Consider the following 13,989-nt stretch of genomic DNA (forward strand, 5'->3'; position numbering starts at 1 on the left):
TTAATAGGCGCGCGCGAATACGACGGTGTGCTTGGCTTCGTCGCCGCATACTAGGCAGGACGGCTTCGAGACGGAGGGCTCGAACGGAATGTTGCGGCTCGTTGCTCCCGTCTCCTCTTTCACTTGCTTCTCGCATGCTGCTGATCCACACCAGCCAGCTTCCACAAAGCCGCGCTGCTCCTCCAGGAAAGCCTTCATCTCATCCAGCGTGTCGACGGCCCTGGAATTGGCTTCGCGGAAGGACTTGGCGCGGACATACATCTCCTGCTGCGTCTCCTCCAGCATCTTCTCGACCTCAGCCACCAGGCTATCCTGCTTCACAATTCGCTTCTCGCCGGTAATGCGGGATACCAATACAACAACGCCATTGTCCATATCACGAGGTCCAAGCTCCAGGCGAAGAGGAACGCCGCGCATCTCATATTCGTTGAACTTCCAGCCAGGGCTAACGTCAGAACGGTCATCAACCTTAACCCGTACGCCGGCCTTTTTCAATTCCGCGTACAGCTCGTCCACTCTGCCCACCACCTGCTCTCGGGTTTTTGGCGGTCCGATTGGAATCATAATGACTTGTGTAGGTGCAACCTTCGGAGGCAGCGCCAGGCCGCGGTCATCGCCGTGAACCATAATAAGCGCGCCGATCAGCCGCGTGCTGACGCCCCAGGAGGTGGTATGGGCATACTGCAGCGTATTTTCGCGATCCAAATATTTAATATCGAACGCAACAGCGAACTTATTGCCGAGATAATGAGAGGTTCCCGCTTGAACGGCTCGTCCGTCCTTCATCATCGCTTCGATGGAATAGGTATCGACGGCGCCGGCGAAGCGCTCGGACGGCGTTTTTTCACCACGGATAACCGGTATGGCTAGAAACTCCTCGACAAAGCTGGTGTATACATCCAGCATTTGCATCGTTTCCTGGCGGGCCTCCTCCTCGGTTTCATGCGCGGTATGGCCCTCCTGCCACAGGAATTCGCTTGTGCGAAGGAACGGCAGCGTCCGCTTCTCCCAGCGGACAACATTCGCCCACTGGTTAATGAGCAAGGGCAGATCGCGGTAGGATTGAATCCACTTCGCGTACATATGTCCAATCATCGTCTCGGAGGTTGGGCGAATAGCCAGACGCTCCTCCAGCTTCTCGCCTGCCGCCTCCGTTACCCACGGCAGCTCGGGGTTGAAGCCTTCAACGTGCTCCTTCTCCTTCTGGAAGAAGCTCTCCGGAATGAAGAGGGGGAAATACGCGTTGCGATGCCCTGTCTCCTTGAAGCGGCGATCCAGATCTCGCTGAATATTTTCCCACAGCTCATAGCCTTCCGGACGGAACACGATGCAGCCACGCACTGGCGAATAATCCATAAGCTCCGCTTTTTTGATGACATCGATATACCATCTTGAGAAATCTTCGCTTTGCGGCGTAATTTCAGTAACAAATCCTTTTTCCTTGGACATGGGCGACAGACTACTCCCCTCGAACTAATCGTAAAATATCGTTATAGGTGACCGCGACCATAAGCAGCATAAGCATCGCGAAGCCTACAAAATGAACCATGCTTTCTTTGTTAGGATCAATCGGCTTTCTTCTTACGGCCTCCAGGCCGAGGAAGATAAGGCGGCTTCCGTCCAGCGCCGGTACTGGAAGCAGGTTGAATATGCCCAAATACAAGCTGAGCAGCGCCGTCCAGGAAGTGAGCTGCGCGATGCCCTTCTTCGCGATTTCGGCGGTCACATTCGCAGTCCGCACAGGACCTCCCAGATCATCGAACTGGAATTGGCCTGTAATCAGCATTTTGAAGCTTTCAAAAATAAATTCCGTGCTAACCTTCATCAGCTCGGCAGCGCGAGCAATCGTCTCTCCGAAGGTCGCGGAGCGTGTAGGCGGTGAAGCGCTGATGCCTACCTTGCCTGCTCCTTCCTCATTCGCTCTAGGCGTAATTTGGAAGCTGAGCGGCTCCCCATCCCGAAGCACATTGATTTCAACAGGCACGCCGGGCGACTTGCCGATGATATCAATCATCTTCCCGAGATCGGCACCTATCTTCTCGCCGTTTACGGTATCGACGATGTCGCCTTGGCGCAGATCCACTCCTGCTGCGGGCATGCCGCTTTCGATCGAACGAATAATGAGCTTATCCGGATTGTCAACCGGCATGCCCACCATCTGGGCATACACAGCATACAAGACAAACGCCAGAATAAAGTTCATCATGGGTCCGGCGAAGATCGCCATGGCCCGCTTGCGCACAGGCTTGCTGCCGAAATGTCTGTCAATCGGCGCAATCTGCGTATCCTTCCCTCTGGAAACGACAAGAGCCTGCGGGTGTACCGAGAAGCTTTCGGATTCTCCCTCAACCAGCAGGTTCATGGAAAGCGCGCGCTCCAAATCAACCCGCTCCACCTCGCCGCGAACGGTACCCGTTCTCTCGTCCAGCCTGTCGAGGTAAATACGTGTAATTTGATTATCCTTCAGCTTAACGGCAACGGTCTGTCCCGGCTGAACCTCTACAAGCTCCGGATCCTCGCCCGCCATTCGGACGAAGCCGCCGGCTGGTATAAGCCTCAGCGTATATCTGGTTTCGCCTCGTTTGACGGAGAACAGCTTCGGACCAAAGCCGATCGCAAACTCTCTCACTAGGATGCCTGCGCGTTTGGCGAAAAAATAATGCCCCCATTCATGAATGGTGACAATGACGAAAAACACGAGCACTGTCGACAAAACGACCCCAATCATTCCCATTGCAGTGTTGCCCCCTGTTCGTTACGGCCTGTACATAGATTATCATTATTCTCCCGCCCGATACAAGAGAACCACTATTTCGCCATGATCAAACCGTTGATGCCAGGTGCCGTGCCCACTTGTCCACTTCGTTGATGGCTTCTAGATCGTGCAGCTCGCAAGGATCGTGCCGCTCCACCACCGTCTCGATCACACGCTCGATGTCCAGAAACGTAATTTCGTCATTCAAGAAACGAGCGACCGCCACTTCGTTGGCCGCGTTATAGACAGCCGGCGCCGATTGTCCCATTCGTCCGCAGGCATAAGCCATACGGAGACAAGGGTACCGCTCCTCATCCATCGCCCGAAAGTGCAGTTTGCCAATATCTGCCAGGCTAAGCCGCTCTGTAGGCGTCGGCATACGCTCTGGATAGGTCAAGGCGTACTGAATCGGCACACGCATGTCAGGCATGCCTAATTGCGCGATGATGCTATGGTCTATGTACTCAACAAAGGAGTGAATTATGCTCTCCGGATGAATAAGAACATGGATCTGATCGTAGGAGAGATTGAACAGCCATCTCGCCTCAATGACCTCCAGACCCTTGTTGACCATCGTGGCGGAATCAATGGTAATCTTGGCGCCCATCGACCAATTGGGATGATTAAGCGCCTCTGCTACGGTAACACCCTCAAGCTCGGCTCTCGTCCGATCGCGGAACGAGCCGCCTGAAGCGGTCAGTGTAATCCCCAGCACATCGGCTCTTCTCTCACCGTTCAAGCATTGGAACAATGCCGAATGCTCGCTGTCGATAGGAAGAATCGATACGCCTCTCTGGCGTGCCCGCTCCATAACAAGATGGCCGGCGGTTACAAGGGTCTCCTTATTCGCGAGCCCAATCATTTTGCCCGCGTCAATAGCCGCCATTGTCGCAGGCAAGCCGCGGCTCCCGACAATAGCGGTAACGACCGTATCGGCATCGGTGCCGGCAGCTACCTCAATCAAGCCTTCTTCGCCGAATACAACCTTCGTGCCCGCTGGCAGATGAGGCCTTGCTTCCTCCGCCAGCTCCCTGGACGCCAGGCTCACGATTGCCGGTCTAAATTCTTGAGCCTGCTGGACAGCCAAGTCGACATTCCGCCCTGCGGAAATGCCCGTTACCCGGAATTGCTCAGGATGATGCCGGACGATGTCCAGCGTCTGCGTCCCGATCGAGCCGGTGGAGCCTAATACCGCGATTTGTTTCAACACAATCCCCTCCACAACCTATACAGGGATCAGTTCCAAAAGCAGGAGCAGCGGGAACACGATCAGCCAGCTGTCGCAGCGATCGAGTACGCCACCATGGCCTGGAAGCAGCGTTCCCGTATCTTTAATGTTTCGAACACGTTTGTATGCGGATTGAATCAGATCGCCGAATTGACCCGCGACAGCCGCAAGGACGCCAATGACCAACGCTTTGGCCACTGTAATGACTTCTGGTTTGAATAACGCGAACACTACAGCAACCAGAAGCGCCAGCAGCACACCGCCAAGCGCACCCTCGATGGTCTTGTTCGGACTGATGGACGGCCACAGCTTTCGCTTGCCAATCGCTCTTCCTACGAAATAAGCCCCTACGTCCGAAGCCCAGATGCAGCCGAAGGATAGGAACGACCAGAACAAACCATGATCATCTACAGCGCGCACTGTAATCATAGCCGCAAAGCCGTAACCGACGTAGAGAGCGCCAAGCAGCATGAGCGCGGCACCGTCAATGCTTGTTTCGTTTTTGGTAACGACGGTGATGGACAGCAGCAGAAACGCCAGCATCCAGATGATAGTCAGCGGTCCAGGCAGGCTGATCCCCCACGCCTCCCAAGGCAAGGTGAAATAAAGCACGCCCGCAAAGCCAAGCACGGAGGCTGGATGGGACAGCTTGAAGCCGTTCATTCTTGCATATTCGGCAAATCCGATAATCGCCAGCAGCACAAGCAGTCCAGTATAGAACGCTCCGCCGATAACGGCTAGACCTACAAACAACGCGCCTGCGATAATACCCGTAACCAATCGTTGTTTCAAAATACAGTCACTCTCCGTCAGATGAAGCTATAATCCGCCATACCTTCTGGCCCTGCGCTGATATTGGCCAATCGCTTCATAAAAGTGCTTTTCCGAAAATTCCGGCCAATACACATCCGTAAACCATAATTCGCTGTACGCCAACTGCCATAACATAAAATTGCTGAGACGCAGCTCGCCGCTTGTACGGATTAACAAATCCGGATCTGGCAGCCCGCTGGAAAGCAGCCGCGATGACATGGCTTCCTCATCAATATCATCAATGGACAGGACCCCAGTCTTCACATCGGAGGCCATGTCGCGAATGGCGTTCACCATCTCCATCCGGCTGCCGTAATTAAGGGCAAAGTTAAGGATGAGACCCGTGTTGCCCGCGGTTTTCGTAATCGCTTCCTCCAGCGCGCTAAGCGTATGCGGCGGAAGATTGTCGCGGGAGCCCATCATACGGACCTGAACGTTATTGGCGATGAGTTCGTCTAATTCAATTTCGATAAATTGCTGCGGAAGCTTCATAAGAAACTCCACCTCCGCTTTTGGCCTCTTCCAATTCTCCGTTGAAAAGGCGTACATCGTCAAATATTTGATGCCAAGCCGATCTGCGGCAATGGTTATGCGCTTCACTGTCTTCATCCCGGAATGATGACCTGCCACGCGCGGCAAGCCGCGCTTCCTCGCCCATCTTCCGTTGCCGTCCATAATGATGGCCACATGGACAGGTATATTATCTGTTGACAGCGAAGCGGCAGTCGGCGAGGATGAAAGGCCCAGCTTGGCCCATAGTCGCTTGATCATCTTGCTTCCTCCCAACCGAAGGCCTTCATAATGTAAGCATGCATGCGTCTTTAAAAACGTAACCCCACCTAACGGAGGGGCTTTTGGGTCATTTAAACTTCCATAATTTCTTTTTCTTTGGCGGATAACACCTTATCCACTTCCGCAATAAATTTATCCGTCGTCTTCTGAATATCTTCCTGGTGGCGACGCGATTCGTCTTCGGAAATATCCGTTTTCTCCAGCTTCTTCACGTCGTCGTTGGCGTCGCGTCTAATATTGCGGATCGCAACCTTGGCTTCTTCGCCGAACTTCTTCGACGCTTTAACCAGCTCCGTACGGCGCTCTTCCGTCAGCGGCGGAACCGAAATACGGATAGCGGAGCCATCGTTAGAAGGCGTCAGACCCAGATCCGATTTCATTATCGCTTTTTCGATGGCTGCTACTGAAGATTTGTCCCATGGCTGAATCATCAGCGTCCGGGAATCCGGGGTATTAATGTTCGCCAATTGATTAAGAGGAGTCAAAGCGCCGTAATATTCAACCTGCACACGATCCAGCAAGGCAGGGCTTGCCTTGCCCGCGCGAAGCGTCGACAGATCGCGTTTGAGAGCGCCAATCGCTTTCTCCATCCGTTCCTCTGCATTTTTTTTAATGGTTTGTGGCATTACTTTGCACTTCCTTTCACGATAGTACCGATCTTCTCGCCCAGCACAACACGTTTAATATTACCGCTCTCCGTAATGGAGAACACGATCAGTGGAATATTGTTGTCCATGCAAAGCGACGATGCGGTGGAGTCCATTACGCCAAGATTCAGATTCAGCACGTCCAGATACGTCAGCTCCTCGAACTTCTGAGCCGTTTCATCCTTGAACGGGTCGGCAGAATACACGCCGTCCACCTTGTTTTTCGCCATCAAGATGACTTCCGCCTCTATCTCAGCTGCGCGCAGCGCCGCCGTCGTATCCGTCGAGAAAAACGGATTGCCTGTTCCAGCCGCGAATATGACAACACGCCCCTTCTCCAGATGGCGGATCGCGCGGCGTCTAATGTAAGGCTCCGCAATCTGCTGCATAGCTATCGAGGTTTGTACGCGTGTTGGCACATCAATTTGCTCCAGCGCATCCTGAAGAGCAAGCGAGTTCATAACCGTAGCCAGCATACCCATATAATCGGCCGTTGCCCGGTCGATTCCTTTGGCGGTGCCGGCAATTCCTCTCCAGATGTTACCTCCGCCTACGACGATTGCAACCTCAACGCCGAGCTCTACGACTTCCTTCACTTGGTTTGCAATGGAAGAGATAACGGAAGCCTCGATGCCATATCCTTCGTTGCCGGACAAGGATTCTCCGCTTACTTTCAAGACAATGCGTTTAAATACAGGATGTTCCAACGTTTTTACCCCCATCATACCCCCGCTGCCGAGGACACTCTTTATTCAATTCACAACGATCGATAGACAAAAGCAAGGCGGGGCGGACGCCCCGCCCCGCCTGTGCGTTCGGATTACAGTTTCGCTTGAGCCATAACTTCTTCAACGAAGTTGTCGACTTTTTTCTCAAGGCCTTCGCCCAGCTCGTAACGAACAAAGCGACGGATGGAAATATTTTCACCGATTTTGCTAATTTTTTCGTTCAGCAGCTCGGAGATTGTTTTGTCTGGGTCTTTAATGAAGGATTGCTCAAGCAAGCAATACTCTTCATAATATTTCGAGATACGGCCTTCAACCATTTTCTCAACGATTTTTTCTGGCTTGCCTTCGTTAAGCGCTTGGTTTTTCAGGATTTCCTTTTCCTTCTCCAGCTCGTCACCCGGCACTTCTTCGCGGCGTACGAACTTCGGATTAGCGGCAGCGATTTGCATCGCGATGTCTCTAGCGAATTCGCGGAACTGATCCGTTTTTGCAACAAAATCTGTTTCGCAGTTCACTTCAACCAGAACGCCGATACGGCCGCCTGCGTGAATGTAGGATTCTACTACGCCCTCAGTCGCGATACGGCCAGCTTTGTTCGCTGCAGCCGCCAGACCTTTCTCACGAAGCAAAGCGATCGCTTTCTCGACGTCGCCGCCTGTTTCATCCAACGCTTTTTTGCAATCGAGCATGCCTGCTCCCGTTCTCTCACGTAGTTCCTTTACCGCGCTTGCGCTAACTGCCATGTGAAACCCTCCTAAAAGTTTACATCTGATTTTTGTTCAAAAAAAGGGCAGTGAGAGGTTTGCACCATCTGACCACCCTTTGTTGTTTGTATTGTTGCCTCAGGCCATTAAACCTTAAGCAGTTGTTTGCTCGCCTTGGTTCGCTTCCACGATCGCGTCAGCCATCTTAGCTGTAAGCAGCTTAACCGCGCGGATCGCGTCGTCGTTACCTGGGATGACATAGTCGATCTCGTCCGGATCGCAGTTCGTATCAACGATACCTACGATTGGGATACCCAGCTTGCGAGCTTCCGCTACTGCGATACGCTCTTTGCGCGGGTCGATAACGAACAGGGCGCTAGGCAGGCCTTTCATGCCTTTGATGCCGCCCAGGAATTTCTCAAGACGCTCTTTCTCCTTGCGAAGAATGATAACCTCTTTCTTAGGAAGAACCTCGAAAGTGCCGTCCTCTTCCCATTTCTCCAGCTGCTTCAGACGGTCGATACGCTTCTGAATCGTTTGGAAGTTCGTCAGCGTGCCGCCCAACCAGCGCTGGTTGATGTAGAAGTTGCCGCAACGCTCAGCTTCTTCTTTCACCGAATCCTGAGCTTGCTTCTTCGTGCCTACGAACAGCATAGTGCCGCCCTCTGCAGCGATCGATTTAACAAAGTTGTACGCCTCGTCAACTTTCTTAACCGTTTTTTGCAAGTCGATAATGTAAATTCCGTTTCTTTCTGTGAAGATATAACGATCCATCTTTGGGTTCCAACGACGTGTCTGGTGACCGAAGTGTACCCCAGCTTCAAGAAGCTGCTTCATGGAAATAACCGCCATCTCTTCAACACCTCCTGTTATGGTTTTTTGTGTCCCTCCGCGAATCGCATCTTCCACTAAAACTTTCGCCGGGCGAAAGCACCGTTAATGAAATTGACCCGCGTGTGTTTTTAACACCGTCATTTAATATATCACAGTTAGGCATGCGGTGCAACAACTCGTTCTATAAATCGATTAATTTCGACGGGAGCGCCTTAAGATTGGTTGGCTACCATCTGCTCAGCCGCGTATTTGGACAGAGGCTTGCTCGTAACAGCTTGGACCGCCGCTTCCACGCCGGCGCCGGTTGGAAGAACGAAATAACCGGCGCGAACCTTTAGCTTGCCGCTTTGCATCTGTTTCACAAATTCGCCTGCTTGCTCAATAATTTGTTGATCCAGCAACAGCTTCTCCGTCTGATTCAGATTCATCCCGGGAGTGATATGAATGAGCCTTAATTCACCCTGCCCGCTCTGAACGGCAGACGGCTCCTGGGAGGCCGGAGCAGGCGTAGAGGGCGCTGCGTCGAGCTTGTCAGCATCGGCAGTCCCTGTCGCCTCAGGCTGCTCTGGGGGCGACGATAAGCCTGGGCTCTCTTGGGCGGCAGCGCCGCCGCTCAGCTCAGCGCCAATCGCGTTGAGCCGATCCTGGCTCCTCTCGCCCAGCTGGAACAGCTGAACCAGCAGCGCTCCTACAATAATGCCAGTGCCCAGCCCCAGCAGGAATGTTCGCAGGTTAGGCATGCGCAGCCTCCTCCTGCCTGGACAACCCGATAATCAGCTGTACCTCGCCTTTGTTCATGCCAAGCCTTTTGGCAATGGCTTCAACCGATTTGCCTTCACCATAGAGCTGGAACAGCTCGGCATATCTTGCATGAATGGAATCCGGCTTGGGCTTAGGCTCCTGCTCCGCGTAGTCAGGGGACGCAGGCTGAAGCGCGTCAACCGGATTCTTCTCAGCGGGAGTGCCGCTTGACAGGCCCGGATGAGAGGCTGGAGGCTGTGCCAATCGAGGCTGGGGATGGGCTGCAGCCAATGCGGGACTCACAATGGCATCCTGCAGCAGCTTCTCCAGCTGGCCGCAGCGCTGCTCCAGCGACGCGATCCGCTCGTCCTTCCTGACGGCCTCCAGCTTTGAGCTTTTTTGCGTTTCCGCAACAAGCTGCATCAGCTGTTCATTATCCTTCTCCATGTTTTCCATAAATTGATCGAGAGCCGTCTCCATGTTGCGCACCGATTGCGTGGACTCCTCCGCTTCCGGCTTCTTCTTCGGCACGAAGAAAGCAACCATGATGACGACCGCTCCCACAAGCGCTATCGTTTGCCATGAATCCATCGGTTGCATCCCGCCTTTGATCTATTCTACGGACCTTTTAAAGCTTAATGTCGAAGTGATGACCTTTGAACGGGTGTGCCGGCGTATCCGGCTGGGGTTCTTGCTCCGCATTGTCATCCTTCTTTTTGGGCTTCCGCTTCTTATAAGGATTGCCATCCGGACTGTCTTGATCCGTTTTGACATCCAGATTTGAGGATTTTTCAATAGCTGTGTTCTGTCTGCGCATCTCCTCGGTCTGCTTGGCCGTCCCGCTGGCAAGCATCGTCTGCTCCGTTATGGGACGCTGGAGCGATTGCTGATGCATGCCGCCGAACTCCTGCGTTCTTGGCACGGACATTTGGAAATCCAGAGGCTTGAAGGTCATAGGCTCGAACTCCTTCCGCTAGTCCCGGTCAGGCATGATAAGGTGTAAGCGAAATATCTCCATCCATAAGCTTGAAGGAGACGCGCTGCGCGCTGTCTTTGACGAATTTGGTGTACCGGCCGATTACGACCTTGGTTCCGCTGTACACCGTCCCGCTGACGTTCACCTTGGAGCGGTCTGTATCCTCCAGTGTACGTTCGATTTCCAGCATTCTCGACTTGGATTGCTCAATCAACGCAATCGTCTGACGCTTGGTTGCGTTCAGCTTGGCGCGCATTTCCAGACGCTCAGCCGACAGCTGCCCAGCGGCAGCCAGCTGATCCAGCAGCACAAGCGCCTTCTCCGTCTTTTCGTTGCTTTCGTACGATTGCTTAATCGTTGAACGAAGCTGCAGCAGCTCCTCCCTCAGCTGAGGGTTGACGCCGACCTCCACCACCGTTGCTGTAGACATAACATTGCCAAGCGTGCGAACACTCACCTGCTCGCCAGCTTGAACAATACCTCCTACGATCAGTCCTTTAGCGCCGGAGCAGATTACATTTTTCCCCGCCTTAACGGTGGAATGCATGATGCTCTGCGATACGATGATGTCTTCGCCCGCTACAACGTTCCCATCCTGGATAAAGGAGCTTTTGATGTTGCGTCCCGCCCTGACATGCCCTTTATTGCCGGCCATAATGCCGCTTGTAATTTCAATAGAACCCTCCGATTCCAGCTCGGCGCCTTCAACGCCGCCTACAACACGAATATCGCCGGAGGCTTTGACACGGAAACCGTTCAACACATTCCCGCGAATGACAACGGTTCCCACAAAGTCAATATTGCCTACACTGTAATCGACATCCCCGTTCACCTCATAGACGGGAAATACGTTTATTTTACCTTTTTCCGTCTGCGTCACTAATCCGTCTATCGCGGCGTACATGGCCGATTCATTGACCACGACGTTTTTTCCAATTTTGAACCGCGCCCGCTTCCCGAGCTTCGGCGCGAGTTCTTCTCCTGTAACCGTCATGCCGGCAGGGCCGGAGAGCGGCTCGATGAGCTCTGCAATCAGCTGCCCGCGCAATACATTGTTGAGCTTGGTTACCTGCTTCAAATCCACCTTGCCGCCCTCATCCTCGGACGGCTGATGGTCCTCATTCCCCATGCTGAACGCAAAGCGCACATAACCGTCCTTGCCGGCTGGCGGATTATCGCCTTGAGCGATGACGGTCTGCTCTTTGCTGAAAGAGATGGGATCCTTGCATATTTGCTCTATAACCTGGGTGCGGAGTCCGTGTACAACTCCCTTGCTTCGTATATATTGTTCCATATCAAACGCACTGCATGAGAATTCATCCGTTATTCGAGTGAATGTCAAAAAGGCAGATAGCTTGTCAGCAGAAGCCTGAATGCGCAGGTAAGTGTCAAGCTGTGAAAAGTCCACCTTGCTCCCTCCTCTCTAATGCTGCATCAGTTGATCCCTCTGATTCGCAAGTGCCGCCCGCAAACGCAGGATAGCTTTGGAGTGTAGCTGGGAAATACGGGAGGGCGACAATGACATGACTTCCGCGATCTCGCTTAGTGAAAGCTCTTCATAATAAAACAGGGAGATTACGGTCCGCTCCTTCTCCGTCAGCCGGTCAATGCCCGCTGCCAGCGTATCCTTCAAATAAAATTCATGAACCTTGAAGTCTGGATTTTTGGCTTTATCGTCTATTAATAGCGACATCCGAGTTTCGCTTTCTTCTTCGCGTATAGGATCCTCGAGAGAGCAGATGGTCGCTACGGATATATCATGCAGCATAGCCACAAATTCCTTCTCCGACACCTGCAGATAGTCGCTCACTTCAGCGTCCGTCACGGAACGCATCATTTTTTGCTCCAAATGCTGATAGGCGTCCTCGACCCGCTTCGCTTTCTCCCTTACGGAGCGCGGCACCCAATCGCCTTGGCGAAGTCCATCGATAATAGCGCCGCGAATACGCCAGGACGCGTAGGTCTCGAACTGCAAGCCGCGCATGTAATCGAACTTTTCGATAGCATCGATCAGCCCCATCACGCCGTGGCTTGCCAGGTCGTCTTTGATGACGTTTTTGGGCAAGCCAATCGCCATCCTGTTCGTTACGTAATCAACAAGAGGCAGATAGTTTTCGATTAGCTGCTTTTTGGCTTCAAGATCGCCGCGCTCTCTCCATGCTTGCCACATCTGGATGTTTGTCAAATGAGGCGTTTTTAGCTCTGTCATCGACTCACTCTCCTGTCAGGTGACGTATGGCTTTCACCAATTCTTCTGGTTGTTTGTTCGTGTTGGATACGAATTGAGGCGGGGCCAAAGGTCGAAACTCAGCTTGCTTCTGCGCATCCGCAGGAGCGGGCGGTTCAGCCGACCCTCCTCCTTGCAGCTGTGCTTTTAACAAATCGTTAATGTCGTCAACTTCGTCCGGTGTCGTCACATCGAGCTGCTGCCCTTTCACTTGCTCATCAGCCCCTTCCTCCCCGTTCGCCGACAAGGCCGGAGGCTGCAAGATCATCCCCCATACAAGCCTTGCGACGTAACCAAGCAGGAAAAAAGCCGCAAATGCGTACAATCCTCTGAGCAAAACAACGGTCAACGGATTGTTGCCGAATGAGAATATCGCAGTCAGCGCTATTCCCAATATGCCAAAAGCTACATTCCATCGCCATGTTCCCAGCATCTTAAATCTCCTTTACCCCAAACTGCACGCTTCTAATGAATAGAATACCCTTGACGCTGTCAAACTCAACCGTTCTCCCATAGTTCCCGCCCGTGTCCTGCCCCCTGATCGGAATGCGGAATCGCTCCAGCATCTCGATGCAGCTATCCACATTGCGCGGCCCTATGCGAAGCGTATCAGAGCCGCCCATAGCGAACATCTGTGCGCCGCCGGCCATCTTGGCCTCCATGCGCTCGATTCGAGCTCCCACCGCCAGCATGCGATCTAGGAGCTCTGGTATAGCCGTATCCGCATATTTGGCAACATTAATTTGCGATTCGCGGGCAATACTGGAGGAGGGCAGCATGACATGCGCCATGCCTGCAACCTTGCACTTGGGATCGAATAATGTAAGCCCTACGCATGAGCCCAGACCGGTTGTTTTGAGGACGGCACCTTCAACGGCAATGTTGAGATCCGCCATACCCACCTTCACTAACGGCTGCCCTATCATCCCAAATCGACTCCCAGTGCCTTGAAAATTTTGTTGAAAGAATCCGGATCAGGGATCAGGAAGAAATGGCCTTCCAGCGCTTGTCTGTCTTCAATAAATGTCGTTTCGATCAATAGGGCGGAATCGCCCATTTCACCGAATTGCATAAGACCGTAGCTTAGTATGGCGCCGGCCATATCAAGCGCGATAGACGGTACGGATGGCGCCATCGGAAGCTTAGTGAAATCAGCCAAGGAGGATAGATAAGAGCCAGCTAGTATATTGCCAATTTCGCATAAGGCGGAAAGCTCCATCTCCGAATAGCCTTCACTCTCCACATGATTGATGGACATCATCTGGTTCAGCATCCGTTTGGCTGCGGGCTCTTCAATAATAAAGAACATATTGCCGGGAGCCTCGCCTTCAACGCGGAGAAATACGGCCAAAACGATCTGCTCCGCGCCGCCCACCCGTTCCGCCACCTCTTCAAAGGGAAGAAGGCTGACCTTCGGAACAGCCATATCAACGGGCTTGTCCAGCAGCTTCGACAGGGCGGTCGCCGCATTGCCTGCGCCGATATTGCCTACTTCCTTCAGCACATCCAGCTCAAACGCTTTAAACGAATCAAATCCGCTCACG

Annotated in this window: 17 protein-coding genes; all 17 read right to left on the minus strand. The window is 53.0% G+C overall.

Going from position 1 to position 13,989, the window contains the following annotated elements; all coding sequences use genetic code 11:
- Entirely contained in the window at positions 1-1,449 is a 1,449-nt protein-coding gene (gene proS, locus AB1S56_RS13785; protein ID WP_340868693.1) for a proline--tRNA ligase, read from the minus strand.
- A 10-nt stretch (positions 1,450-1,459) separates the two neighbouring features.
- Positions 1,460-2,734, minus strand: a complete 1,275-nt coding sequence (gene rseP / locus AB1S56_RS13790) for an RIP metalloprotease RseP (RefSeq protein ID WP_340868692.1) — start codon at positions 2,732-2,734, stop codon at positions 1,460-1,462.
- Positions 2,735-2,822: 88 nt separating this feature from the next.
- On the minus strand, positions 2,823-3,962 hold the full coding sequence (locus AB1S56_RS13795) for a 1-deoxy-D-xylulose-5-phosphate reductoisomerase (RefSeq protein ID WP_340868691.1): 1,140 nt from the start codon (positions 3,960-3,962) through the stop codon (positions 2,823-2,825).
- A gap of 18 nt (positions 3,963-3,980) precedes the next feature.
- A complete protein-coding gene (locus AB1S56_RS13800; protein ID WP_340868690.1) occupies positions 3,981-4,775 on the minus strand; it encodes a phosphatidate cytidylyltransferase in 795 nt (264 codons plus the stop codon).
- Positions 4,776-4,802: 27 nt separating this feature from the next.
- Positions 4,803-5,567, minus strand: coding sequence for an isoprenyl transferase (locus tag AB1S56_RS13805; RefSeq protein WP_340868688.1), 765 nt, complete (start codon positions 5,565-5,567; stop codon positions 4,803-4,805).
- 92 nt (positions 5,568-5,659) lie between these two features.
- Positions 5,660-6,214: a ribosome recycling factor gene (gene frr, locus AB1S56_RS13810; protein ID WP_340868687.1), complete on the minus strand. Its 555-nt coding sequence runs from the start codon at positions 6,212-6,214 to the stop codon at positions 5,660-5,662.
- A complete protein-coding gene (gene pyrH / locus AB1S56_RS13815) occupies positions 6,214-6,942 on the minus strand; it encodes a UMP kinase (protein ID WP_340868684.1) in 729 nt (242 codons plus the stop codon). The genes frr and pyrH overlap by 1 nt, the downstream gene beginning before the upstream one ends.
- 113 nt (positions 6,943-7,055) lie before the next feature.
- Positions 7,056-7,706: a translation elongation factor Ts gene (tsf, locus tag AB1S56_RS13820; RefSeq protein WP_340868682.1), complete on the minus strand. Its 651-nt coding sequence runs from the start codon at positions 7,704-7,706 to the stop codon at positions 7,056-7,058.
- Between the two features lie 114 nt (positions 7,707-7,820).
- Positions 7,821-8,519: a 30S ribosomal protein S2 gene (rpsB, locus tag AB1S56_RS13825; RefSeq protein WP_340868681.1), complete on the minus strand. Its 699-nt coding sequence runs from the start codon at positions 8,517-8,519 to the stop codon at positions 7,821-7,823.
- A 194-nt stretch (positions 8,520-8,713) separates the two neighbouring features.
- On the minus strand, positions 8,714-9,241 hold the full coding sequence (locus tag AB1S56_RS13830) for a hypothetical protein (RefSeq protein ID WP_340868680.1): 528 nt from the start codon (positions 9,239-9,241) through the stop codon (positions 8,714-8,716).
- Positions 9,234-9,833: a hypothetical protein gene (locus tag AB1S56_RS13835; RefSeq protein ID WP_340868678.1), complete on the minus strand. Its 600-nt coding sequence runs from the start codon at positions 9,831-9,833 to the stop codon at positions 9,234-9,236. Before AB1S56_RS13835 ends, AB1S56_RS13830 begins: the two co-directional genes overlap by 8 nt.
- A 37-nt stretch (positions 9,834-9,870) precedes the next feature.
- Positions 9,871-10,197 carry a hypothetical protein gene (locus AB1S56_RS13840; protein ID WP_340868677.1) on the minus strand — a complete coding sequence of 109 codons (327 nt, stop codon included), beginning with the start codon at positions 10,195-10,197 and terminating at the stop codon, positions 9,871-9,873.
- 28 nt (positions 10,198-10,225) lie between these two features.
- Complete coding sequence (locus AB1S56_RS13845; RefSeq protein WP_340868676.1) at positions 10,226-11,626, minus strand: FapA family protein; 1,401 nt, start codon at positions 11,624-11,626, stop codon at positions 10,226-10,228.
- 15 nt (positions 11,627-11,641) lie between these two features.
- Positions 11,642-12,427, minus strand: coding sequence for a FliA/WhiG family RNA polymerase sigma factor (locus AB1S56_RS13850; RefSeq protein ID WP_340868674.1), 786 nt, complete (start codon positions 12,425-12,427; stop codon positions 11,642-11,644).
- A gap of 4 nt (positions 12,428-12,431) precedes the next feature.
- Positions 12,432-12,878, minus strand: a complete 447-nt coding sequence (locus tag AB1S56_RS13855; protein ID WP_340868673.1) for a hypothetical protein — start codon at positions 12,876-12,878, stop codon at positions 12,432-12,434.
- A 1-nt stretch (position 12,879) separates the two neighbouring features.
- Positions 12,880-13,371: a chemotaxis protein CheD gene (locus AB1S56_RS13860; RefSeq protein WP_340868672.1), complete on the minus strand. Its 492-nt coding sequence runs from the start codon at positions 13,369-13,371 to the stop codon at positions 12,880-12,882.
- Positions 13,368-13,988 (minus strand): chemotaxis protein CheC, encoded by a 621-nt coding sequence (locus AB1S56_RS13865; protein ID WP_340868671.1) that lies wholly within the window; start codon positions 13,986-13,988, stop codon positions 13,368-13,370. Before AB1S56_RS13865 ends, AB1S56_RS13860 begins: the two co-directional genes overlap by 4 nt.
- Position 13,989 lies beyond the last annotated feature (1 nt).

This window comes from Paenibacillus sp. PL2-23 (assembly GCF_040834005.1).
Lineage (GTDB): Bacteria > Bacillota > Bacilli > Paenibacillales > Paenibacillaceae > Pristimantibacillus.

What these genes read in the sequence shown, in the direction of transcription:
- rpsB (WP_340868681.1), bottom strand. Translation starts at nt 8,519, where the DNA reads ATGGCGGTTATTTCCATGAAGCAGCTTCTTGAAGCTGGGGTACACTTC.
- frr (WP_340868687.1), bottom strand. Translation starts at nt 6,214, where the DNA reads ATGCCACAAACCATTAAAAAAAATGCAGAGGAACGGATGGAGAAAGCG.
- AB1S56_RS13835 (WP_340868678.1), bottom strand. Translation starts at nt 9,833, where the DNA reads ATGGATTCATGGCAAACGATAGCGCTTGTGGGAGCGGTCGTCATCATG.
- AB1S56_RS13840 (WP_340868677.1), bottom strand. Translation starts at nt 10,197, where the DNA reads ATGACCTTCAAGCCTCTGGATTTCCAAATGTCCGTGCCAAGAACGCAG.
- proS (WP_340868693.1), bottom strand. Translation starts at nt 1,449, where the DNA reads ATGTCCAAGGAAAAAGGATTTGTTACTGAAATTACGCCGCAAAGCGAA.
- tsf (WP_340868682.1), bottom strand. Translation starts at nt 7,706, where the DNA reads ATGGCAGTTAGCGCAAGCGCGGTAAAGGAACTACGTGAGAGAACGGGA.
- AB1S56_RS13850 (WP_340868674.1), bottom strand. Translation starts at nt 12,427, where the DNA reads ATGACAGAGCTAAAAACGCCTCATTTGACAAACATCCAGATGTGGCAA.
- rseP (WP_340868692.1), bottom strand. Translation starts at nt 2,734, where the DNA reads ATGGGAATGATTGGGGTCGTTTTGTCGACAGTGCTCGTGTTTTTCGTC.
- AB1S56_RS13830 (WP_340868680.1), bottom strand. Translation starts at nt 9,241, where the DNA reads ATGCCTAACCTGCGAACATTCCTGCTGGGGCTGGGCACTGGCATTATT.
- AB1S56_RS13860 (WP_340868672.1), bottom strand. Translation starts at nt 13,371, where the DNA reads ATGATAGGGCAGCCGTTAGTGAAGGTGGGTATGGCGGATCTCAACATT.
- AB1S56_RS13805 (WP_340868688.1), bottom strand. Translation starts at nt 5,567, where the DNA reads ATGATCAAGCGACTATGGGCCAAGCTGGGCCTTTCATCCTCGCCGACT.
- AB1S56_RS13855 (WP_340868673.1), bottom strand. Translation starts at nt 12,878, where the DNA reads ATGCTGGGAACATGGCGATGGAATGTAGCTTTTGGCATATTGGGAATA.